A 22,353-nucleotide genomic window follows, 5' to 3' on the forward strand; every position below is an offset into this window, starting at 1 on the left:
GGAGCAGGAAGCACCCCCCCGGCAATCAATCCTGATAGCGGCAAGCTCAATGTTCTCAAAGACCATGGGCCAGCTGTTTCAACTCATCCAGGCGTTCCCGGGCAAATTCTCGGCCGCCGCAGGAAACCAGGGTATTGTTGTGAAACAAAGGTTCACGTTGCAGATCATAAGGAGAAACGGCGCAGGCCGCCGGCCACAATGCAGTACCAGGAATAGGAGAATATTCGGTCAACCGCGGGCGCAAACCCAGTGATCGGACAAAAACAATGTCCTCCTCTACCTGCTGCCAGCACTGCCCCGGAACCCCTACCAGCAAATAGATGTCCAGCTGGCCGGCGGGAAAACCAGCCGCCAGCAGATGGCCTACCGCCGCTTCGAACTGCTGTTTCTCCGTTTTGCCACCCCATTGCCGCTGCAAAGCCCCATCGGTGGTTTCCAAGCTCAGCCTGATGGTGGTGAAACCACCCCTTTTCATGGCACGGGCCAGCTCCCGGGTAATCGCCTTGACATGCAGACCATTAGGGGTGTGGAAACGAACTGCCAACGACGCCCACTCCACCTGCTCCAGCAAAGGAAGCAGACCGGTTTCAGCCGCCAGCAACAGGGCATCATCATAAAAGGCAATATCCTTAACCTCAGGAAAGCGGGACAACCAGCAGTCAAGTTCTGCAAAAACCGCCTCCGGCGGCCGGCGCCGATAGACAGGATAGAGCCGAGCCGAAGCACAATAGGGACAGCGATAAGGACAGCCAATACTGGTCGTCAGCACCAGACAGGAAAGCTCCCGATATAAGTCCCAGGCCGGAGAAAGCTGGAATAAATCCACCGGCCCGGACGGCAAGGTTTTCTGCACCACCCCCAGACGAGACAGCAGGGCAACAAGATCGCCAAGGTTGGTGCCAGGCACAATATGGTCGGCCCCTGAATGACGGCGGGCATGGTCGCAACACAAGGTGGCATAGATGCCCCCCAGAATGATAGCCGCTTGCGGACATTCCTCCCTGAGCACCTTGATTGTCTGCTGGATGCCGGGATACCAATAGGTCATCTGTGAAGTGACCACCACCGCATCAGGGACCGGCACCTGCCGCAACGCTGCACGGAAGACCTCTTCCGGCAGGCCAAACCGCCTGTATTGCCGGGGCACGGAAGCGAGCGCTGCCGGTTTGGCAATTTCTTCAGCATAGTAGTGACCACTACCGTTTGGCCGGCGCTTGACTTTCAACCGGCACGACTCTGGCAGCAATCCAGCATCCAGACAGTCAATCAGCTGCACCTGGACGCCATCAAAACGTCGTAGCAGGTCGCCGATATACAACAGACCCAAGGGTTTGGCCCACAGGTCATAGGCGGCAAAATCGATAATCCAGGGGTTGATCAGCAGAACATCAGCAGCCATTATATCCTTACGCGAGTCATTGCCTGCAGAAATCGTTCCCCGCCGGCACAGAATAATGCACCCAATACTTGACAAAAGTTGTCCAGATAAACTATCCTTACCACAATACGACACTCAAACGGGAAATAAAAGAGGAAATCATGGTTACCGTCCAACTGCCCGACCGGCTATCACTCCTGTTACTGAAAGAGATGGTCATCTTTCCGCATATGGCCATCACCATTGTGGTTAAAAACCCTCAGGACATCAAGCTGCTGACGGAAATACACGATCAACACCAGCTTGTCGGCATCTGCAATCTCCGGGGCTCCGGCTCAGCTCCAGTAACCATTGAAGATATCTACCCCATCGGCACCGCCTGCCGGGTCAGCATAGTCGGCAGTGCCGCCGTGGAACAACCCGAGTTCACCCTGCAAGGGATAGCCAGAATTTCCTATCTCCGGCTGCTGGACAACCGCACACCCATAACGGCCCTTATCACTCCACTACAGGAAGCATCATCAGCGGAGACAACGGTTCTCGAGATGTTGAAAGAAAGTTCCCTGGCACTGATGAAAGCCTGTTTCGCCGCTGGCAAACCCCTGCCGGAAGCCGCCCTCAACCTGCTGGATAGCGTTGCCGATCCCGGACGTCTGGCAGACCTTATTACTATCTACCTCAACCCGGAATTTTCAGTCCAGCAGAAGGTCTTATCGCTCACTAATCACCTGGATCGGCTGAAGTTTGTCCATCGACTCTTGTCATCGGTTCACCAGCAGCTGCACGTGAAACGGGGATTTGGCACCGGTGTTGAAAAGGAGCTGGGTAAACACCAGAAGGAGCAACTGCTGCGACAGCAGATGAAAGCTATCCAGCAGGAACTGGGGGAAGACACCAATGACCTGGAAAGCCTGCGGCAAAAGATCGAGCAGGCTGAGATGATGGATTCTACCAGAGAGATCATCCTGAAGGAGTTCAACCGCCTGGGCAAAATGAACCCTTCATCACCTGACTACCACATAACGCTGACCTACCTGGAGTATTTGGTGGAAATGCCCTGGGGACGGGAAACCGTTGACAACCTGGATGTGGCCCACGCCGAACAGGTTCTCAATGAAGATCATTTTGGCCTTGAGAAGGTCAAGGACCGTATCCTGGAATATCTTGCGGTCTGCAACCTGAAAAAAGATCTCAAAGGACCCATCCTGTGCCTGGTAGGCCCGCCCGGGGTAGGCAAAACATCTTTGGGCAAGTCCATTGCCCGGGCCATGGGGCGCAGTTTTATCCGCATGTCACTGGGCGGGATGCGTGATGAGGCAGAGATTCGCGGCCACCGGAGAACCTATGTGGGCGCCATGCCCGGCAAGATTATCCAGGAACTCAAACGGGTCAAAAACCGCAACCCGGTGTTCATGCTTGACGAAATCGACAAACTTGGCAAAGACTTTCGCGGCGACCCGTCATCAGCCCTGCTGGAAGTCATGGACCCGGAACAGAACAACTCCTTCACCGATCACTACCTCAACCTGCCTTTTGACCTGAGCAAGGTGCTATTCATCACGACCGCCAACCAGCTGGACCCCATCCCGGCCCCCCTCAGGGATCGGATGGAGATCATTACCATTCCGGGCTACAGTGAAGCAGAAAAGAAAGCCATCGCCTTTCAGTATCTGGTCCCCCGACAACTGGAAAACAACGGCTTGCAGGATGACCGGATCATGTTCACCGATGAAGCGATGGATACAATCATCACCAACTACACCCGGGAAGCCGGGGTCAGAAATCTGGAAAAAACCATCGGCAAGATTTTACGTAAACTGGCCCGCAGGAAGGCCGGGGGCCAGCAAGTGGAAAAGGCGGTAACTGGCCGCAGTGTGGAAAATTTCCTCGGCCCCCGGGAATTTCACCGGGAACTGGCGGCGGTTCGGGGAAAGATCGGTGTCGTCACCGGCATGGCCTGGACGCCAACCGGCGGTGATATTATCTTCATTGAAGCAACAAAAATGAAAAGCAGCAGTCCGAAACTGACCCTCACCGGCTCCCTGGGCGAGGTAATGAAGGAGTCAGCTATCACCGCCCTGAGTCACTTACGGAGCCTTGAAGACTCCCTAGGGCTGGACGCTGAACTGTTTGCCAGCCATGACATCCATATCCATGTGCCGGCTGGATCGATCCCCAAGGACGGTCCGTCAGCCGGCCTGACCATTTTCCTTGCCTTGCTGTCACTGTTCAGCAACCACCCGGCTGATCATCAGACGGCGATTACCGGCGAAATCACTCTTTCAGGCAGGGTTTTGCCAGTGGGCGGAATCAAGGAAAAGGTCCTGGCTGCCCATCGCGCCGGCATCCACTGCATCGTCCTGCCGGCGGAAAACCTGAAACATCTGCAGGATATTCCTGCAGATGTCAAAGAGCAGATGACCTTTACCGGGGTGGATACCGTTATGGCGGCCATCCCGCTGGTTATCCCGGGGTTTACGGCCGCCGCGACGACGGCCCCGCAAATCCCGGCCACTTTTCTATAAAGCTGGTCTCCGGACTTCATCTGCCATAAAGTGTCCAGAGACAGGCCCTAGTTCATTCCCTCCAGGGGCAAACCACCGACCGGCTGAAAACGTAGTAGGGTTTGCAGCTAAAAAGGACTATGCTAAGCGAGGCACCAGGGCATAGAGTTGAGCCAGCAGGTCGGCCGTGGCATCGTGGTCAAGCCACCGGCCCCGCCCCTTTTCACCGTTGTCCGGCAGCTCCCGTTTGTCAAGCTGCCGACGGGCAATTGCCAGATCGGCATCAGAGATATTTTCGGCATCACCCGACCGTTGTTCCAGCCGGCTGGTCACCACCTCCCAGGGAACGTCACAGGAGACCACGGAAACCGGCACCTGCCGCTCGGCGGCCAGGTCATAAAAAAGCTGCCGCTGCCAGTGCTGCAGGCAGGTGGCATCAACAATGACACCGGTGGCTGGTAGATTTTCGCCCGCCAGACGAACCAGTGATTCATAGGTTTCCCTGGTTACCGCCGGGTCGTAGAGACCCGCTTCAAAACCGGCTGGTCGATGATCACCTGGCGCCACCCCCTTAAGCTCTTTGCGCACCTGGTCCGACCGCAGCAGGGAAAAACCTGACACAGCCGCCAAGCCGGCCGCCAGGTAGCTTTTGCCGCTGCCGCTGATGCCGGTCACCAGGATAAGCGACGGGGGCAACTGATATGTATAAACCGCCGCCAGCTGAAAATAGCGCCGTGCCCGGTTGGCGGCTGACTCCTTTTCGGCGGCAGACAGGGAAGGGTCGTCAAGGAGAAAACTGATGACTTTGCCGCGCACATAGGCCCGGTAGCATTTGTAGAGCGGCAGCAGCTTCAGCCCCTCCTCATCACCAAAGCAGCGGCCAAACTCCTTAAGAAAGAGAGCCGCCAGGTCATGGCGGTTATGATAGTCAAGATCCATGGCTAAAAAAGCCACATCCGCCATGACGTCAATAAGCCGGAACCGGTCATTGAACTCGATGCAGTCATAGATGTCGATATGATCACCGGCAAAGCAGATATGCTCCATGTGTAGGTCACCATGGCATTCCTTGACCATTCCCTGTTCCACCCGCCGACCGAAAAGGTCTTCATGCTCACGGAAAAACTGCTCATTGAAATCAATTATCCGCCGGTAATCAGCCTCTGTCAGACTTTTTCCGAGATATTTCTCCGTCTGCTCAAAATTTTCCCGGATATTAAAAGACACCGTCTCCAGGGTGCCGAACGTACCGTCACCGATCACCCTTGCCTGACGATAGAAGGCCGCCAGCATCTCAGCAAGCTGCTGCAGATGCTCAGGCCGCAGCTCTCCCCTGGCCAGGAGCTGCTTCATCATCCGGTCTTCAGGAAGCCGCTGCATCACCACCGCATACTCCACCGGCTGTTCTGAACCACCATAGAAAAAACCATTCTCCCGCTTGACGATGGGTTCCACCCGCAGGTAAACATCCCGACTCAGACGGCGGTTCAGGCGCAGTTCCTCCTGGCAGAAGTGATGCCGCTGCTCCAGACTGGAATAATCGATAAAACCAAAATCCACCGGTTTTTTGATTTTGTACACCAGCTGATCGGCAATAATCACCCAAGAAATATGGGTCTGCAGCAGCTCAATGTTTTCCGGAACCGGATCATAGCGATCGGGACGCAGAAGATCAGTAATCATCGGGGGTAAGACAGCTTCATGACCCATGGACAGATCCTTTCATCATCACCCGGCAGAAAGGGAAGGCAGACCTCGCAACCCGGCCGGAAAGCAAAAACGGTTTATGGTTTAAGGACTTTTTGACTACCCTCCACCACAAACCGCATACCATTTTTAACTATATTACCGCGTAAAGCGATGCGGCGCAACTTCCAGCCGGCCCCTATTGGGACAAGCTGCAAATCAGGAGAGGGGAGGGTTGATCAGGTACTGCTCGTTGAGTCCGGCAGTTTGCTGGTCGGCAATCATTACCCGGCGACCGTCGATCCGCAGGCGACCGGCACAGAATAAACGGACAGCTTCGGGATAGATCCGGTGCTCGCAACGGAGGATGCGGGCCGCAAGGGAATCTTCATCGTCATCGGGCAATACCGGAACCACGGCCTGGATAACAATTGGCCCATGATCAACCTGGGCATCAACAAAGTGTACGGTACAGCCGGCAAACCTGGTTCCGTAGTCAAAAGTCTGCCGCTGGCCGTGGGTCCCGGGGAAAGCTGGCAGCAGGGCCGGATGGATATTAAGTATCCGCCCGGGAAACGCATCAATCAACACCGGGGTGATAACCCGCATGAAACCGGCCAGACAAACCAGATCCACCCCCGCCGCCTGCAAGGCGGCAACCAGAGCCCGGTCGTATGCCTGCCGGCTTGGATAATCAGTATGACGGAGAACCACGGTCGGGATGCCATGACTGGCGGCCCGGGTCAAGCCATAGGCATCGGGATCATTGCTGATTACCAGGACAAGCTTCCCTGCTATCGTCCCCGCCGCCACCGCATCGATGATCGCCTGCATATTGCTGCCGCTGCCGGAAATCAGGATTCCTATGGCAACCATACTTCAACTCCCTGAAGATCGACGATCGTCAATAAAAACAATGCCCGGCTGGTCAGCTTCCCGTTTACCGATTTCACCGATGAGATAGCACGTTTCCCCCAAAGCCTCGGCCCGGGAGATAACCTCTTCCACCTCGCCGGGAGGAACGATAACGGCCATGCCAATACCACAATTGAAGGTGGCCAGCATCTCCTTATCATCAACACCGCCAGTACGGCTGATCAGGGAGAAAATCGGCGGCCTTTCCCATGACGTCGTTCTGACAATCGCCTGACACCTTTGCGGCAGGATACGGACAATGTTATCCCGCAGGCCTCCGCCGGTGATATGGGCCATCCCCTTGACGGAAAAATCACGGATCAGGTTCAGCAGTGTTTTGACGTAAATGCGGGTTGGCCTGAGCAGCTCTTCACCCAGCGTACAGCCCAGCTCTTCAACCACCGAATGAATAGCCTGCTCGTCTTCACCCAGAAGAACCTTGCGGGCCAGGGAGTAGCCGTTGCTGTGCAGGCCGCTGGCTGCCAGACCGATAATGCAGTCGCCCACGGTAACACTGGAACCGTCAATGACCTGCTCCTTTTCAACAATACCAACACCAAAACCAACCAGTTCATAGTCACCCGGCGGATAAAAACCAGGCATCTCCGCCGTTTCTCCACCCACCAGGGAGCAGCCGGCTTCCTGGCACCCCCGGGCAATTCCGGCAACAATGGCGGTCGCCTGATCATTATCAAGCGTGCCCATGGCCATATAGTCAAGAAAAAAGAGGGGTTCAGCCCCCTGGACAACGATATCATTCACCACCATGGCAACCAGATCGATGCCGATCGTGTCATGCTTGTCCATTTGAAAAGCGATCTTCAGCTTGGTACCAACCCCATCGGTGGAGGAAACCAGCACCGGGCTGTCGTATTTATCCTTGCGCAAAGAAAAGAGTGCTCCAAAACCGCCCAGATCATTCAAGACTTCCGGACGGAACGTGGCTTTGACCATGGGAGCAATATTTTTTACAAACTGATTGCCGGCTTCCACATCAACGCCGGCATCCTTATAAGTCGTTCTTTTTCCTGACATCGTTAGTTCCATTCCTTTCAGCACTATCACATCTCAGCCGAGATTTCCCCGACGAGAGCTAGCAAAAGACGGTGAAACACCTATCGTAACCCTCGTAAAATGTCAATTCTTACTTTTATTCCTGGCACTCCGAAAGCAGGATGTTTACTGTCTGCTGAGCCCCTTTATCACCGTTGCGAACGACAACCTGGTCAACCAGACATGTACCGTCAGGAACAACGACTGTGCTGCCAAGAATCGAGCGGACCACCCGACAGCCTCGGCCAATGGTGACTTCCGGCCAGACAATCGCATCCTCCAACATCGTCTGATTCCCCACCCGGCAGCGGGGACCCACCACTGTGGCCCCCTGCAGAACAGCATCTTCAATGGCTGCCTGAGAATCAACCAGGGGAAAAACAGGTGGATGACCCAGCAGGGAAATTGCCAGCTGAGGTTGCCGGCTGAGGTCTTGATGCACCTCAAAATAGTCGGCAAAACTGCCGAGATCCCGCCAATACCAGCTGTCGGCAGGCATGATGAAAGCGGCAATTTCCTCCCGCTGATTACGCAATACCCATTGATAGGCATCAACAAGAGAGAGAAAATCAGCCCCCTGAAGAAAAGGGAAAAGGCGCGGGGAACATATCTGAATACCGGTATAGGCCAACAGCTGCCGGCTGCCGGCCGCGCTGGCACTCTCGGGTTCGAATGACACCACCTGTTGGTTATCAATCAACACGCTGTTAAAGCGCGGATGGTCATGGAAAACCATGGTGACCAGGGGGTTTTGCCGTCGGTGGAAAGCGATCACCGGTGCCAGGTCCAGATCGGTTACCACATCACTGTTGACCGTGACAAAAAAATCCCCAACCAGCCGGGAAGCGGCGTTCCTGATGCCGCCACCGGTGCCGAGAATAGCTTCCTCATGGAGGAAGGAGGTCCGGTGCCGCCAAGGGGAAGCGGCAAGGAAATCCCTTACCTGAGGGCTCAGATGGTGGCCATTGACAACAGCATGACCGGCACCATTCTTAAAAAGGTGCCGGAGAACAATGTCCAGCAGGGGTTGATTGGCCACCGGGACAAGCGGTTTAGGTCTCTGCAACGTCAGGGGCCGCAGTCGGGTGCCATATCCGGCTGCCAGAACCATTGCCGACCAGCCGTTCATGCACGTTCTCCAGCAAAATTTTTCCGATGGTTATTTAACGACACCACTGCTACCCCCCGTTTTGTTCTCCTACAGGCTACCCAAATTCGGCGGAAAAAGCAACTGCTGTTGAACCTACAGCCGCCGTTTCCCGATCAATGCCGACCCCCATCATTCAAGAACAAACCATTGGCATTTCCATTTGCGAAAAGCATGGGGAAATGGTATGGATATTTGTTCATACATTCAAGCAAATCCATGGCATGACGGCCTGCAAGGAGACCATCGACCAATGAAAAAGCATTCGCATACAGACATTCCCGAATTGCGCATGATCGCCTGGGAAACCACCAGAAGCTGCAATCTTTCCTGTATTCACTGCCGGGCCTCGGCTGAAAAGGGACCCTATGAAGGTGAACTGGATACCAAGGAAGCCTTGGCTTTTCTGGATACAGTGGCCTCGTTCAGCAAACCGGTTATCATCCTCACCGGCGGTGAGCCTTTATTGCGTCATGATATTTATGAACTGGCCGCCTACGGCACCAAACTTGGTCTGCGGATGGTGATGGCCACCAACGGCACCTTGGTGGATGAAAGCAGCATCAAAAAAATGATTGATAGCGGCATCCAACGGATGAGCGTCAGCCTTGACGGCTCCACGGCCGCCAGCCATGATGCTTTCCGCCAGGTTCCAGGTGCCTTTGAGGCTTCCCTGAAAGCCCTCGAGATCGCCAAAAAAGCCGGTTTGGAATACCAGATCAACACCACCATTACCAAGATCAACCTGGAGGAGATCCCGGCCATTCTCGACCTGGCTGTCTCGCTGGGAGCGGTGGCCCACCACATCTTTCTCCTGGTTCCCACCGGCCGGGGCAAGGCGTTGGAAGAACAGGAAATTCCACCGGAGCAGTATGAAAGCACGTTGAACTGGTTCTACGATCAGCGGGACAAGGTTCCCCTGCAATTGAAAGCCACCTGCGCCCCCCACTATTACCGGATTCTTCGGCAGCGTTCGAAAGAGGAGGGCAAGACCGTCACCTTTGAATCCCACGGCCTCGATGCGGTCACCAGAGGATGTCTGGGAGGGGTTGGCTTCTGTTTCGTCTCCCATACCGGCGACGTCCAGCCCTGCGGCTACCTGGAAGCACTGGCCGGCAATATCAGAGAAACTAATTTTCGCGACATCTGGGAAAAATCGGCCGTCTTTAGCCGCCTGAGAAACTTCAACGCCCTCGAAGGCAAATGCGGCCTCTGTGAGTACAAGCGGGTCTGCGGCGGCTGCCGAGCCAGAGCGTATGAGATCACCGGCAACTACATGGCCGAGGAGCCCTACTGCACCTACGAACCCAAAAAGGCAGCGGCTGGAAAACAGTGAAATTCACCCTGCTCATCATTCTTGCTTTTGGCGGCCTGATCGGCACCCTGGTACCGGCTTTTCCCGGCACCGGTCTGATCTTTGCCGGAGCGCTCGTTTATGCCATCCTCAGCGGATTTACGGTCATCGGCGTGAAAGCCCTGGTGATTCTGTTGATCATGACCTTAATCGGCGCCATCGGCCAGTACGCTCTGACCAGCTTCGGCGCCAAAAGCATGGGGGCCAGCCGGTATGGCATCATCGGTGCCATTATCGGCTTTTTCATCGGTCTGTTGTTTATCCCCCTGCCCGGCGGATCGCTGCTGGGCGCTTTCGCCGGCGCCTTCTGCTGTGAAATGGGCTTCGCCCTGAAGACCGAACGCGAAAGCCTCAAAGCCGGAGTGGGAGCGGTGATCGGGGCAATGGCCAGTTTTCTTTTTGAATTCTTTATCGGTCTGGCCATGGTTATCTACATTTTTTCCCTTCTCTGGCCGCACCTTCAGCCACCCCAAGGGGTCGGTCCGACCCTGGAAGTCCTCCACCACAGCTTGCAGCCTTTCGTACTCCTCCAAGGCTGGCTGACAGGCTGACAAAAGACGATGAGCCCTGCCAGGATGCCGCATCCATGAAGAATACCACTAGCAAAACAGAACTCTGTGAGGTGCTTCATTTAGCCGCAACAGGGAAAGAGCAGATCAGCAGAGAACTCATTGTAGAAGAACCTCTACTGATCAGGCTTAATGGCAGCCCCTACACGGTTATCATGAGGACGCCGGGGGATGAGCTCGGGCATGCCGCGGGCTTCTGCCTGACTGATGGCATTATTGAGAGCATGGCTGATGTTGCTACTATCGGGCACTGCACTGACCTGGATCCCAACGTGGTGGAAATCCGCCTTTCCCCTGCACGGGAGGGCCAGGCAAAAGAGATTATCTCAAGGCGGGGATTCATCAGCCAGACCAGCTGCGGCATCTGCGGCCGGGAACTGGTCAAGGAGATACTACAGGACCTCAAGCCGATTGTCGATGACACCTGCATCCCATTCACAAAGGTGGTCGCCGGCTTTGACCTGCTGGGGGCAAGCCAGAACTACTACGGCAACACCAGAGGATCGCATGCGGCAATCCTGTGCGACCAGGATATGAACCTGATTGCCAGCGCCGAAGATGTGGGCCGGCACAACGCCATGGACAAGGCGATCGGCACAGCCCTCATGAGGAGGACCCTTGGGGAGGTCAAGATTGCCGTAGTCTCCTCACGATTGAGCTACGAACTGGTGCAAAAAGCTGCCAGGGCAACAATCCCCATACTGCTAAGCCTGTCCAGGCCAACCTCGCTAGCGGTGGATACCGCCAAACAGCTTGCCATGACCCTTGCCTGTTCCGACAAAGAGGGCGGTCTTTTGGTTTTTTGCAACCGGGAAAGGCTGCAGGCGTAATGTTCGTACCGGCAAAAAATTGTTGCAACGTTTAAAAACGTTCCCTGCCTCCCCCAAAATGATGGAATGAAGCATCAGGACGTCCTCCTTGCTGAAAAGAAAAACTACCGGGCATCAGAAAATAGCTGAACAGAAATCATGCACTTCAACAGTTAGAGCAACAAGGACACAAAACAATGAAAGCATTGATTATCTATTTTTCCCAAACGGGCAATACGCTTACGATTGCGGAGAATATCCGCGATGGCATCATGGCTGCCGACAGCCGGTGCGACATGGCAACCCTGAGAAATGCTGAAACAAAGTCATTATCAGGTTACGATCTCGTAGGCATTGGGGCGCCGGTATTCTGGTACAAGGAACCCAGCAACGTCCGGGATTTCATCAAATCGCTGTCACCACTGAACGGCCAGCACTGGTTTGTTTTCTGCACCCACGGCAACATCATCGGCAACTACTTCCCTTCAGTAGCGGAAAAATTGCGGACCAAGGGGGCGACCGTCATCGGCTTTCACAATACCTATGCAAACATCACCGTTCCCTTTTATCCGCGACCGAGCTACACCTCGGGACATCCGGATGCCATTGATTTTGAGCAGGCCAAAGACTTCGGCAAAGAAATCATCAAACGCAGCCTGGAAATCGCCCATGGCGCCAGCGATCTCATCCCTGAAGCCGGTCCGGTTTCATCCGAGGAATGGATTGAAGAAGGCAAGGCTTTGACCGAGGAGATCGTAAAGCAGTTCATGCCAACGTTCAGCATCAACACCGAAACCTGCATCCAATGTCACGCGTGCGAGGAGAACTGCCCGGTACAGGGAATTGATATTAGCGCTGAGCCACCCCGCATTCAGGAACCGTGCATGTACTGCTGGCGGTGCGCAACCATCTGCCCGACTCTTTCGGTGGAAGCTAACTGGGAACCGTTGGTGGCCATGGCACCGAAAAATTATGCCCGCTACAAAAAAGAACTTGATAAAGTTGCTGCACGCGGCGGATTTCGTTGGCTGGTTGATCCGGAAAGCATCAACGTGGATGATCCGCTGTACAAACAACGTCAACGTGAAATCAGCAGGGAAAAGTCCTCTGCCAACAGCGGAAAGGGTGATTGAAGCATTGTAGCTGCTAAAAGCTCTGCCATGGCAGACTAACTATGGGACATCACGGGAAGATATTCTCTCAATGACAGCAAGCTCAGCTGGGTTGTCATTTCAAAATGATTTCAATCCGACTGTTTTGCTGCCGACCTTCCACTGTCTCGCTTGACGCCACCGGACGATAATGTCCAAACCCTGTAGCTGACATCCGTTCAGGGGCAATACCAACGCCATCATGAAGAAACCGTACCACCGTCGTTGCCCGCAGAGCAGACAACTCCCAGTTGTCGGCATACTTTGCTTTTGACTTCAGTGGACGATTGTCGGCATGTCCCTCCACCTGAATGTGAGTATATTTTTCCTGCTTCAATAATCCTTCGAGATCTTTCAGCTTCTTTTTCCCTCCTGCACTCAATATGTCACTTCCGGGTTGAAACAAAAGGTTGTTCAGGAAAACAAGCTTATCGAATAGCAGGGTTGAGGATACCTGTGAATTTTGCGCGGCAACCTGTTCCTTTATGTTCTTCTGCAATGTCTGGTTCTCGTCATCAAACAATCGAATAACCGTTTCCTGCAGGGAAATAACCGTTTCTTTCTTCCTGATCGTTTGATTTAACTCCTCAACCTTCTGATAGAGAAAGTTGTTTTCATCATGCAACTGATTTGCTTTGTGCTGCAGTTCAGACTGTTCCTGTTTCGAGAGTTCAAGGGCCCGTTGAAGGTTGCAGGATTGTATCTCGCTTTTCGAAAGTTGCTCCTGCGTAGTGCGAGCGGTAATAAATGGGACTTGTGAGGCGCAACCCCACATACATAATAAACAGATGCAGCATACCCACGATCCAAGTCTGTCAAGCATTTTCATCCCTCACGGAAACACCCTGAAACCATAGTTCAACACTCCATCAGCCTTGAAAAACGAAAAGACAGGCACTTGAAGGATTACGACAACCACTTAAAAAGTTTGCGGCAGTTAAGTTTTCAAAATGTTATCCGATATATATCGAATAACATCTGACAGACAAAGGAAATCAAGCGTGGCAAACGATAAGCAACACAAAAAAACAGTACCATTTGATGCGTCACAAGACCGGTTAAGGGAGGCTGAAGCAATATCATAACATGGTGGCAGTTACATTATCCTACTTTTCACAACCGATCACCATTATAAAGATAACAGAGAGCACTATACTGCTCTCTGCGGCTAACTACAGACACTAACACCCTATTCGTCATATTGACATATAAATTTATATCTTTTCTGACATTAAAGGGAATCTCTCATTTTGCTTCTAATACGTAGTCATCATCCTTGCCGCAGTAACACCTAATATGCACACCAGCCTACCTATCTCTCAACAAAAAATAAATCCGGATAGCGGTCTGGCTATCAGGGGCAAATCCAATCGCCGGGACGCCGGCTCATCGTTTAAAGTCACTATCCAGAAAAAATTATTAGTAAGACTTGTCGTTGCCGGCACTATCATTTCCATTATCCTTGCATCGACAGTACTTTTCATTGAGCTGCAACGGCTTGGTCAGATGGTCAACAACCGTGCCAGCAAAATAGCCACCCGCTTCAACGCCGAAGTTCGTCACCTGCTGGATGACCAAAAACTGGGAGCAAAACGAGCACTTCGCAATAAACTCAAGGCATTGTCCATCGCCGGCAAAATGAACCTGGGGATGGGACACGTCATCTATGCGGGAATTTATGACCTTGATGGCAATCCAATTGTCATCGAAAGGGATGCCCTCTGTACCTATAAAAATACCGTTGATGATATCATGTCATCGTTAGACCACCAGATGCCCAAAACCCCCCGAAAATATCACAAATATAGAACTATTAACGGGAAACCCCATATTCAGCTCACGTATCCCCTCACCAACAGCAGCGGAAATCAAGCAGCTGTTATTGAAGGCCTTTTTGCCGTCTCCGGTAAAACCATTGACGAGGTCGTGAGGCGAATTTTGCGGACGGCCTTTGAAGCCATCAGCATTGTGATGCTGACCACGCTGATTCTTTATCCAATTATCACAACACTCATCAGGCGGTTGTCAACACTCACAGACAGTCTTCTGCAGGCAAATATCGAAACCCTGAGGGTTCTTGGTAGCGCTGTTGCCAAACGGGATAGTGATACTGATATACATAACTACCGAGTTACCATCTATTCGGTAAAGCTGGCTGAAGCCCATGGTCTGCATCACAACGTGATTCAAAAACTGATTAAAGGCGCCTTTCTGCATGATGTCGGCAAAATTGGGGTCAGTGATCAGATATTGCTGAAACCCGGCAAATTGACAGCACATGAGTTTGAGACAATGAAGCTTCATGTCAACTACGGCATCGATATTATCAGACATTCCGAATGGCTAAAGGATGCCTCGGACGTAGTCAGACATCATCACGAACAATTTGCCGGCGGTGGGTATCCTGCCGGTCTGACGGGTGATTCAATCCCAATCACTGCTAGAATTTTTGCCATTGCGGATGTTTTTGATGCCCTGACATCCAGTAGACCCTACAAGGAGCCGATGCCTTTTGAAGATGCAATGGAAATTTTAGCAGATGGACGCAACAACCATTTTGACCCATCCCTCCTTGATACATTTACCACTATCGCAAAATCCCTTTATGAGGAGGTTTCAAGGTGTAATGACCAAACCCTGCACCAAAAGCTTGAATCCATAACTCGCCAGTATTTCTCCAAGGAAATGTACAGCAAATCCTGACAGCAACCAGCTATTCGGAAAACTAAAAGGAAGAAGAACAAAGGAAAGTAGGAAGGGGATAGGGGTGAACGCTGCTGATGAAGGTTAAGGCACGGGCAAACAAAGTTTGCCCGTGCCTGATGATCCCTGACAAAAATGTTCAGGCAAACAACTCGGCCGTCCGCCGCAGGCGCTCCACCACCCGCTGCTGACCGATGGTCTGCAGGATATCAAAAAGCCCCGGACCTTTAAGCTGACCGGTAACCACCGTCCTGATGCCGTTAATCAGCACCCCGGCCTTGACATCCAGCTCCTCAATCAATTCCCGCACTACCCGCTCGGTCTCTTCCACTGAAAAATCGGTCAATGCAGCAAACCGCTCACCCACCAGCGGCAGCCACTCTTTCAGCTGCGGCTGCTTCAGCAGATTCTTGCTCAAGGCTTTTTCCTCAACGGTGAACTCATCGGCAAAATAGGGCCGTCCAAGAGTGGCAAAATCGGTAAGAAAATGGAAACGGTCACGGATCAGCTCAAGGGTCTGTAAAAACCATTCATGACGTTCACCGGCAAATTCCGGCTGCCAGAGAGTGGTTTTTTCCAGCTCCTGCCTGACATGGCGCTCCAGCTCAGCCACCGGCATGGTCCGCAGATAGTGGGCGTTCATACTGATCGCCTTGGGGTCGGTAATAAATTTCGGATCGTCCTTCTGGACGTTGAAAACTGAGTTGGCCCGGTTTATCCCTTCCAGGCTGAAAGCCTCGATCAATTCTTCCTGACTGAAAAACTCCCGCGATTCAGGGTTTGACCAGCCTAGCAGGACAAGGAAATTGACCAGCGCCCAGGGCAGGAAACCGTGGTCCCGGTAGAAATGGACCGCCACCAGTTCCCCGTGGCTGCGCTTGGAGATTTTTGCCCGCTTGGGGTCCAGGGTCAGGGACATGTGGGCAAACTTCGGCACCGGCAGTCCAAGGGCCTGGTAGATGAGAATCTGTTTCGGTGTATTGGCCAGGCCATCCTGGCCTCGGAGGACATGGCTGATGCGATCCCGGGCATCGTCAACGGCATTGGACAGCACGTAGAGCGGCTGGCCATTGGAACGGACAATGACAAAATCCTCAATGTCAACATATTTTTTCTCGACCCGGCCGTAGACCAGATCATCAAAGACCACCGCCCCCTCGCCGTGAGGCACTTTCAGGCGGATGGTATAGGGCAGCCCGACCGCCTCTTTGGCAGCCACCTCCGCCGGACTCAAACCACGGCAGGTGCCGTCATATTTCAGATCAAGTTTCTGCGCCTGGGCTGCTTCCCGTTTCTCCTCCAGCGCCTCCCTGGTACAGAAGCATTTGTAGGCATGACCGCTTGTCAGCAGCTTCTGCGCCGCCAGACGATGCTCCTCGCCGAACTGGGACTGGAAATAGGGCCCTTCATCCCAGGTGACCCCCAGCCAGTTCAAACCATCAAGGATGCCCTGGATCGATTCTTCCGTCGATCGCTCGGCATCAGTATCCTCGATCCGCAGAATCAGCTTGCCGCCGGTCTTTTTGGCATAGAGCCAGTTGTAAATTGCCGTCCGGGCACCACCAATGTGAAGATAACCGGTGGGGCTGGGGGCAAACCGCAATCGTACTTCCTGATCCATGATCAATATCCTCTTTTTATCAAGTAACGGGAAAGCCGCTGCGGTCAAGGAACAAGCCCGGCAACTCTTTTTCCCCAGTGCCGGTGGATTACCATGATTCACCGATGATTGCAAGCAGCCAAAAAGCAGCACCCTCTCATAACGGAAAAACCTGGGATTGCTGAATCCCAGCAGAACGCATTGGCTCGATCCAGAATACCGATTGTCCATACACGGCTCACAATTCTGCCCCTGAAAGCAAACGTTTTCATAATTAACTAAAATATGCTATGGGTTTTCCGCTATGAGCCTTATCAGTCTGAATACTGTTTCCATCGCCTTCGGAGGCCCCATGTTGCTCAACGCTGCCAGCTTGCAGATCGAGCCGGGGGACCGCGTCTGTCTGCTCGGCCGCAACGGTGCCGGAAAGTCAACCCTGCTGCGCATCATCAATGGTGAACTGCCGGTCGATGACGGTGAAATTATCCGTCGCCAGGGGCTTAAAACAGCGCTGCTGCCGCAGGAATTTCCCAGTAATCAATCCGGTTCGGTACACAGTTTTCTTCAGCGAACGGCACCGGATGCCGTCACCCTCGCACAGGTCATCAGCCAGCTCGAGCTGGACCCTGATGAACAGCTGCAGACCCTGTCCGGTGGTATCAAACGGCGCGTTTTGCTGGCTGCAGCCCTGAGCCATGACCCAGACCTTCTGCTGCTTGACGAACCAACCAACCACCTGGATATTGCCGCCATCCAGTGGCTGGAAGAATTCCTCCTGCGGCTGCGGAAAACCCTGATCTTCATCAGTCACGATCGAACCTTTGTGAGAAAACTCGCCACCCGGGTTGTTGAGGTCGACCGCGGCCGCCTGCAGGACTATCGCTGCAGCTATGACCACTATCTCTCCCGCCGCGACGACGTCCTCAATGCTGAGGAGAAAGCCTGGGCCCGGCTGGACCAGAAGCTTGCAGAGGAAGAGGTCTGGATTCGGAAAGGAATCAAGGCCCGCCGCACCCGCAACATGGGTCGGGTTCGTGACCTGTTGAAATTGCGTGAAGAACGACGCCAGCGCCGCGAACGGGCCGGTCTGGTCCACCTGCAGATCAGCACCGGTGAGCGCAGCGGCCAGATGGTCATGGAGGCCAAACACCTCCATTTCAGCTATGCCGACAAACCGATCATCAACGATGTGAACCTGCGGCTTATGCGCGGCGATCGAATCGGCCTGGTCGGCCCGAACGGCAGCGGCAAAACGACCCTCATCAGACTGCTGACCAAAGAACTGCAACCCACCGCCGGCAGCCTGCGCCACGGCACCAACTTGCAGATTGCCTACTTCGATCAGTTGCGCAATCAGCTGGATGAAGAACGCACGGTCATGCAGAATATCGCTGGCGATTATGACCAGGTGCTGATCAACGGCCAGTCACGCCATATCTACAGCTACCTGCAGGATTTCCTTTTCACCCCGGACCGCGCCCGCACCCCAGTCAAGTTGCTCTCCGGCGGCGAAAAAAACCGCCTGCTGCTGGCCAAGCTGTTTACCCGACCGGCCAATCTGCTGATCCTCGATGAACCAACCAACGATCTTGACATGGAAACCCTTGACCTGCTTGAGGAATTGCTGCTCGATTATCCCGGCACGGTGCTGCTGGTCAGTCATGACCGTAGTTTTCTCAACGATGTGGTCACCAGTTTACTAATCTTCAGCGGCCAGGGCCGGGTTGAAGAGATCATCGGGGGCTATGATGACTGGCTGACGGTGAAATTGGCAGAGGAAAAACCCCAGAGGCAGGAGAAGCGCAAACCGGCACGGCAGAAAGAACGACCTCGCAAGCTCAGTTTCAAAGAAAAACACGAGCTTGAAGAACTGCCGAAAAAAATAGAAACATTGGAACTCGAACAGGTTGACCTGCATGGAAAGCTGGCCGACCCGACCCTCTATCAGCAGGGAGACGGTGCCCTGATCAGCCGGTTTCAGGCAAGACTGCAGCAAATCGAAGTTGAGCTGGAAAGCGTCTACCAACGCTGGGAAGAGCTTGATCGGCTGACAGAGTAGCCGGCGCAAACATTTTGCTCTACAGAGCCGGCAGCATCCCACTCCAGGAATATGACTTCGGCTCTAATCTGCCGGCCCTGGGGTCACTAACAGACCTTTGTGGCATGTAACTATCCACTTTTACTTTTACAACAATCGTAATGGAGGTAACAATGAGTATCCGAATGGTCGCGGTGGTTTTTATCCTGTCATTTTCACTCGGTGCCGGCTCGGCGTTGGCACAACCGAATCTCAATCCCGGCAAATGGGAGATTTCAACTGAAACGGAGATGACCGGCATGGGCAATATGAAGATGCAGCCGCAAACCCATGTTCAGTGTCTGACCGAGGAGGATCTTGTTCCCCAGAACAAAGAAGCATCCAATGAATGCCAGGTATCCGACATCCAACAACACGGCGATACGGTGTCCTGGAAAATTACCTGCTCAGGACAAGGTGGCCAAATGATCGGAACCGGGCAAGCCACCTACCGCGGTGATACCATGTCCGGCACCATGGATATGGAAATCAGCGGCACGGGCATGCGGGTAAAAAACATCTTCCGTGGACGGAGAATCGGAGATTGTGATTCATCGGAAACAAACCGGACGTCTCAACAGCCGACCCGGCAAACTGCTCGTCAGGAGCCGGCGGCAGATACAAGCATTCTTGCAGAAGATGCCAAGGATGTGGGCAAGGCTGCCAGAGATGAAGCCAAACAATCCACCATTGATGAGGTACGTGAAGGTGTCCGCGGTCTTTTCAAGGGAGTTTTCAAATAAAACCCGGCACCCTGGAAAACAGGAGACCCCGGGAGGTGACGGCGCCAACCGTTTCTCCATTATCCCGTTCCGAGCTGTAAAAAAAGAGGGGAGCCCAACATGGTCTCCCCTACTACGTCATCGATGGTTCTTGTGCCGGCAATCATTGACCCACAGGCTGATTGTCAACCACCAGGACATCCTGTTCACCGAAGACAGCCAAAGAAACTTTTATCCTGGCGCAAGCGTCGCTCCCTGGAACAAAGGGGAGGAACCCCTCATGACTTCTGCCAATCTGGAGACCGCTGAGAATGCTAATGGCTGCCGCAGCCACAGTCGCCATCATCGCCATGGTGACCGCAGCCGGCCATCATCGCCATGCCCTTGATGATTTCCCGCTGGCTGGCGGGTCCGACGGCATCAACATGGACCTGTAGATAAAAGATCTCCTGGCTGGCAGGCAAGGGCAGCCGCGGTAACATGAGATGTTGAAAATAGGGTGCCAGCCGCTCCCTTGAAAGCCGGATCATAAAGGTGTCGCCCACCACTTTACCCATCAGATCCTGCTCAAAGGGAGTCAACCCTTTGGAGCCCAGGCTGACAATGAATTCCAGCGGCACCGTCACCGGCAGACCCTCATCATCCTCATTCTTCTTCACGATCAGGGACAGAATCACTTTCTGCAGCACTTCAACCATTGCGGGGAACTTTCCCATATCAGTTACCTCTCTTCTGTTATAATTTGCAATCTTCATCACCATCCGTTCGCGCTTCCAGGGCCAAGGCCGCCTGCTGGTAGCAGAGGGCGGCCTGCGAAAGATCGTCCGCCAGGGAAAAACAGACTGCCGCACTGAGGTAGTCCCCTTCCCGCAGCAGCTTTTCGGCCCGCAGACCAAAGATTTCCTTCTCCCGATCTTCACCTCCAGCCGGAACGCCGGCTGTCTCTTCCGGCTGGCGCTCCGTTGACAGTGCCGACTGGCCGGCAAGCAACTCCTGCTGCACCAGGGTCTCCTCGTCAACTTTGGGGACCGGTCCCTCACCCGGCGGCATTGTCCAGGTCAATGGCGGCAGGGCCGCCGCTGGCCGCAGGGCGAGCCTCACCGACGGCCGGCCGATATCGGCCACCAGAAACCGGGAAAGAGGAAAGAAAGCATCTTCGGGAACTTCAAAACATTGCGCACCAGTCAACAGGGTGACTACCTGATCCTTAAGATCGAGAACCTCAGCCAGCACCGACCAGGAAAGCTCAGGCACCAGCTTTTCAGCCAAAGGAATATAGAGGTTGCTCTCCCGGACCCGACGCAGAGGGATGCCGAACGGTACCGCAACAAGAGATCTGCCATCGCCCAGCAACACCCCATGGTCCACGCCGTAAAACAGCCGCAAATCATCAAAAACCATCGGCGGCAGGCGGTAGAGCAGTCGCCGTACCCACGCCATCTCCTCGGCGTCCAGCACTATGGCCGCCGGGCTGTGGTGCGTACCTAAATCAGGCACCAGGAGCAAAGGAATCTCCAGTTGCAGATCCTGTGCAGTTATGGGTAAAGCGGCGTCCGTGACGGCGGCAGACAGACCTCGGACAAGCAGATCGTCGCCGGCAAAAAATGGCGGTGCCGGCACAATGCATCGACTGGCAGCCTCCTGGCCGCCCGGTACGATCACCAGGCAGTCGGCGGGAAAAACACCCAGCAGATGCTCGGCATTGCCAGGAAGTGCCTGGTTCCAGGGCACCAACAGCTTCCGGCTGCCGCCGCCAGCTGCCAGACGCAACACCTGGCAGAAAGGCAGGCTGCTCAGATAAGCGATGACATTTGCCGGCAGAATCTTTGTTTCATCCTCCTGTCGGCCATCCTCAAGGTGAAAAACAACCTGCCTGGCGCCCTGCTGGTCAGTGAAGCGGGCCAGACGGTACGCAAGCCGGTGGCGGCGGCAGTAACGGGCCAGCAGACGATAGTAAGCCTGAGGAGCCAGCACGAATGATTCACCCAGGGCCACCGGCTGCGAATCGGCAACCGGTACGCAATGCAGGAGCAGTTCATCCAACGGCAGCGGTGCAAGTTCGCGGGCCGGAATGTGGTACTGCCCGGTTTCATCAGCCAGCATCAGTGTTTCAAGGGCAACCGGACCGGCAACTGTATCATACCCCCGGGGAGCCTGCCGGTCACGGTAGCAGATAAAATGCTGCTCCTGGCCCACATAAAGACGACCGTTGCTGTGTGCCGCAGCAGCCGCCAGCCAGTCAAAAAACCGGGAGAAGCCGGACCATTCCCGATCCGGGGTGCTGACCCTGACCAGGTATCCCCGCCGGTGCAACAACCTCATCACTGTCACCCGGCCGGCCAGCGGTACTTCCTCACTGATGGTGGTCAGCAGGCTGAGGAGTCGCGGGTCCACCACCTCATCTCCCCCAGCCTCGGGACTGCACAGCGTGATGAGTCCCTCATGCCCCACCAGGATATGCCGCTGATCGACAAAAAGTCCCGGATAGGTCGGCTCGGTGCCGATGCTGCTCGGCCGGGCGGTCACCGCGGAAGACTGCCGAAAATGGGCCAGCGCCCCTCCCCCGGCATTGCCGGCAGACATCCCGGCATACAGCTGATGGACAGTACAGTAATCCGTTCCCGGCACCGAGGGATTGCTGCACCGCCGGTCATCCGACAGCATGTATGTGCATTGATTCATCGA

18 protein-coding genes are annotated in these 22,353 nt (G+C 54.3%); 8 read left to right on the forward strand and 10 right to left on the reverse strand.

Translation table 11 applies throughout. The annotated features are described in order from the left end of the window. Window positions 1-55: 55 nt before the first annotated feature. Window positions 56-1,399 carry a radical SAM protein gene (locus tag JXO50_04730; protein MBN2332395.1) on the reverse strand — a complete coding sequence of 448 codons (1,344 nt, stop codon included), beginning with the start codon at window positions 1,397-1,399 and terminating at the stop codon, window positions 56-58. Window positions 1,400-1,539: 140 nt separating this feature from the next. On the opposite strand from JXO50_04730, the gene lon reads away from it, so the two are divergent. After that, on the forward strand, window positions 1,540-3,903 hold the full coding sequence (lon, locus tag JXO50_04735) for an endopeptidase La (protein MBN2332396.1): 2,364 nt from the start codon (window positions 1,540-1,542) through the stop codon (window positions 3,901-3,903). Between the two features lie 117 nt (window positions 3,904-4,020). On the opposite strand, the gene JXO50_04740 is transcribed toward lon, so the two are convergent. The 4 genes from JXO50_04740 to JXO50_04755 all read right to left on the reverse strand — a co-directional run bounded on the left by JXO50_04740 (window position 4,021) and on the right by JXO50_04755 (window position 8,665). Further along, window positions 4,021-5,592 (reverse strand): AAA family ATPase, encoded by a 1,572-nt coding sequence (locus JXO50_04740; protein MBN2332397.1) that lies wholly within the window; start codon window positions 5,590-5,592, stop codon window positions 4,021-4,023. A gap of 195 nt (window positions 5,593-5,787) precedes the next feature. Beyond that, window positions 5,788-6,444: a phosphoribosylglycinamide formyltransferase gene (locus JXO50_04745; protein ID MBN2332398.1), complete on the reverse strand. Its 657-nt coding sequence runs from the start codon at window positions 6,442-6,444 to the stop codon at window positions 5,788-5,790. Window positions 6,445-6,447: 3 nt separating this feature from the next. After that, window positions 6,448-7,518, reverse strand: coding sequence for a phosphoribosylformylglycinamidine cyclo-ligase (locus JXO50_04750; protein ID MBN2332399.1), 1,071 nt, complete (start codon window positions 7,516-7,518; stop codon window positions 6,448-6,450). A 115-nt stretch (window positions 7,519-7,633) separates the two neighbouring features. After that, window positions 7,634-8,665, reverse strand: coding sequence for an NTP transferase domain-containing protein (locus JXO50_04755; protein MBN2332400.1), 1,032 nt, complete (start codon window positions 8,663-8,665; stop codon window positions 7,634-7,636). Window positions 8,666-8,936: 271 nt separating this feature from the next. Between JXO50_04755 and ahbD the strand changes: the two genes are divergently transcribed. The 4 genes from ahbD (at window position 8,937) to JXO50_04775 (ending at window position 12,548) form a co-directional block, all read left to right on the forward strand. Further along, entirely contained in the window at window positions 8,937-10,019 is a 1,083-nt protein-coding gene (ahbD, locus tag JXO50_04760; protein MBN2332401.1) for a heme b synthase, read from the forward strand. Beyond that, window positions 10,016-10,588 (forward strand): DUF456 domain-containing protein, encoded by a 573-nt coding sequence (locus tag JXO50_04765; GenBank protein ID MBN2332402.1) that lies wholly within the window; start codon window positions 10,016-10,018, stop codon window positions 10,586-10,588. Before ahbD ends, JXO50_04765 begins: the two co-directional genes overlap by 4 nt. Before the next feature lie 35 nt (window positions 10,589-10,623). Beyond that, complete coding sequence (gene fdhD, locus JXO50_04770) at window positions 10,624-11,436, forward strand: formate dehydrogenase accessory sulfurtransferase FdhD (protein MBN2332403.1); 813 nt, start codon at window positions 10,624-10,626, stop codon at window positions 11,434-11,436. A gap of 176 nt (window positions 11,437-11,612) precedes the next feature. Further along, window positions 11,613-12,548, forward strand: a complete 936-nt coding sequence (locus JXO50_04775) for an EFR1 family ferrodoxin (protein MBN2332404.1) — start codon at window positions 11,613-11,615, stop codon at window positions 12,546-12,548. Between the two features lie 94 nt (window positions 12,549-12,642). Here JXO50_04775 and JXO50_04780 read toward each other — a convergent pair whose 3' ends face one another. Further along, the gene (locus tag JXO50_04780) at window positions 12,643-13,395 is read right to left on the reverse strand and encodes an OmpA family protein (GenBank protein MBN2332405.1); all 753 of its coding nucleotides are present in this window, start codon (window positions 13,393-13,395) and stop codon (window positions 12,643-12,645) included. Between the two features lie 590 nt (window positions 13,396-13,985). Further along, complete coding sequence (locus JXO50_04785) at window positions 13,986-14,129, reverse strand: hypothetical protein (protein ID MBN2332406.1); 144 nt, start codon at window positions 14,127-14,129, stop codon at window positions 13,986-13,988. A gap of 75 nt (window positions 14,130-14,204) precedes the next feature. Between JXO50_04785 and JXO50_04790 the strand changes: the two genes are divergently transcribed. Next, window positions 14,205-15,269 (forward strand): HD-GYP domain-containing protein, encoded by a 1,065-nt coding sequence (locus JXO50_04790; GenBank protein ID MBN2332407.1) that lies wholly within the window; start codon window positions 14,205-14,207, stop codon window positions 15,267-15,269. Between the two features lie 139 nt (window positions 15,270-15,408). On the opposite strand, the gene JXO50_04795 is transcribed toward JXO50_04790, so the two are convergent. Beyond that, window positions 15,409-16,890 carry a glutamate--tRNA ligase gene (locus JXO50_04795; protein MBN2332408.1) on the reverse strand — a complete coding sequence of 494 codons (1,482 nt, stop codon included), beginning with the start codon at window positions 16,888-16,890 and terminating at the stop codon, window positions 15,409-15,411. A gap of 283 nt (window positions 16,891-17,173) precedes the next feature. Between JXO50_04795 and JXO50_04800 the strand changes: the two genes are divergently transcribed. Together JXO50_04800 and JXO50_04805 are read left to right on the forward strand one after the other, a co-directional pair. Continuing rightward, window positions 17,174-18,928 carry an ATP-binding cassette domain-containing protein gene (locus JXO50_04800; GenBank protein ID MBN2332409.1) on the forward strand — a complete coding sequence of 585 codons (1,755 nt, stop codon included), beginning with the start codon at window positions 17,174-17,176 and terminating at the stop codon, window positions 18,926-18,928. 152 nt (window positions 18,929-19,080) lie between these two features. Continuing rightward, window positions 19,081-19,689, forward strand: coding sequence for a DUF3617 family protein (locus JXO50_04805; protein ID MBN2332410.1), 609 nt, complete (start codon window positions 19,081-19,083; stop codon window positions 19,687-19,689). 293 nt (window positions 19,690-19,982) lie between these two features. Here JXO50_04805 and JXO50_04810 read toward each other — a convergent pair whose 3' ends face one another. Together JXO50_04810 and JXO50_04815 are read right to left on the reverse strand one after the other, a co-directional pair. Continuing rightward, window positions 19,983-20,384 (reverse strand): hypothetical protein, encoded by a 402-nt coding sequence (locus tag JXO50_04810; GenBank protein MBN2332411.1) that lies wholly within the window; start codon window positions 20,382-20,384, stop codon window positions 19,983-19,985. Between the two features lie 19 nt (window positions 20,385-20,403). Then, window positions 20,404-22,350, reverse strand: a complete 1,947-nt coding sequence (locus tag JXO50_04815) for a hypothetical protein (protein ID MBN2332412.1) — start codon at window positions 22,348-22,350, stop codon at window positions 20,404-20,406. Window positions 22,351-22,353: the final 3 nt, after the last annotated feature.

The organism is Candidatus Anaeroferrophillus wilburensis (genome assembly GCA_016934315.1).
Lineage (GTDB): Bacteria > Desulfobacterota > Anaeroferrophillalia > Anaeroferrophillales > Anaeroferrophillaceae > Anaeroferrophillus > Anaeroferrophillus wilburensis.

Excerpts from the sequence above, each read along its gene's own strand:
- JXO50_04800 (MBN2332409.1), top strand. The coding sequence starts at position 17,174 with ATGAGCCTTATCAGTCTGAATACTGTTTCCATCGCCTTCGGAGGCCCC.
- JXO50_04780 (MBN2332405.1), bottom strand. The coding sequence starts at position 13,395 with ATGAAAATGCTTGACAGACTTGGATCGTGGGTATGCTGCATCTGTTTA.
- JXO50_04745 (MBN2332398.1), bottom strand. The coding sequence starts at position 6,444 with ATGGTTGCCATAGGAATCCTGATTTCCGGCAGCGGCAGCAATATGCAG.
- JXO50_04755 (MBN2332400.1), bottom strand. The coding sequence starts at position 8,665 with ATGAACGGCTGGTCGGCAATGGTTCTGGCAGCCGGATATGGCACCCGA.
- JXO50_04805 (MBN2332410.1), top strand. The coding sequence starts at position 19,081 with ATGAGTATCCGAATGGTCGCGGTGGTTTTTATCCTGTCATTTTCACTC.
- JXO50_04740 (MBN2332397.1), bottom strand. The coding sequence starts at position 5,592 with ATGGGTCATGAAGCTGTCTTACCCCCGATGATTACTGATCTTCTGCGT.
- JXO50_04790 (MBN2332407.1), top strand. The coding sequence starts at position 14,205 with ATGAACCTGGGGATGGGACACGTCATCTATGCGGGAATTTATGACCTT.
- JXO50_04775 (MBN2332404.1), top strand. The coding sequence starts at position 11,613 with ATGAAAGCATTGATTATCTATTTTTCCCAAACGGGCAATACGCTTACG.
- ahbD (MBN2332401.1), top strand. The coding sequence starts at position 8,937 with ATGAAAAAGCATTCGCATACAGACATTCCCGAATTGCGCATGATCGCC.
- JXO50_04730 (MBN2332395.1), bottom strand. The coding sequence starts at position 1,399 with ATGGCTGCTGATGTTCTGCTGATCAACCCCTGGATTATCGATTTTGCC.
- JXO50_04810 (MBN2332411.1), bottom strand. The coding sequence starts at position 20,384 with ATGGGAAAGTTCCCCGCAATGGTTGAAGTGCTGCAGAAAGTGATTCTG.
- JXO50_04815 (MBN2332412.1), bottom strand. The coding sequence starts at position 22,350 with ATGAATCAATGCACATACATGCTGTCGGATGACCGGCGGTGCAGCAAT.
- JXO50_04795 (MBN2332408.1), bottom strand. The coding sequence starts at position 16,890 with ATGGATCAGGAAGTACGATTGCGGTTTGCCCCCAGCCCCACCGGTTAT.
- lon (MBN2332396.1), top strand. The coding sequence starts at position 1,540 with ATGGTTACCGTCCAACTGCCCGACCGGCTATCACTCCTGTTACTGAAA.
- fdhD (MBN2332403.1), top strand. The coding sequence starts at position 10,624 with ATGAAGAATACCACTAGCAAAACAGAACTCTGTGAGGTGCTTCATTTA.
- JXO50_04750 (MBN2332399.1), bottom strand. The coding sequence starts at position 7,518 with ATGTCAGGAAAAAGAACGACTTATAAGGATGCCGGCGTTGATGTGGAA.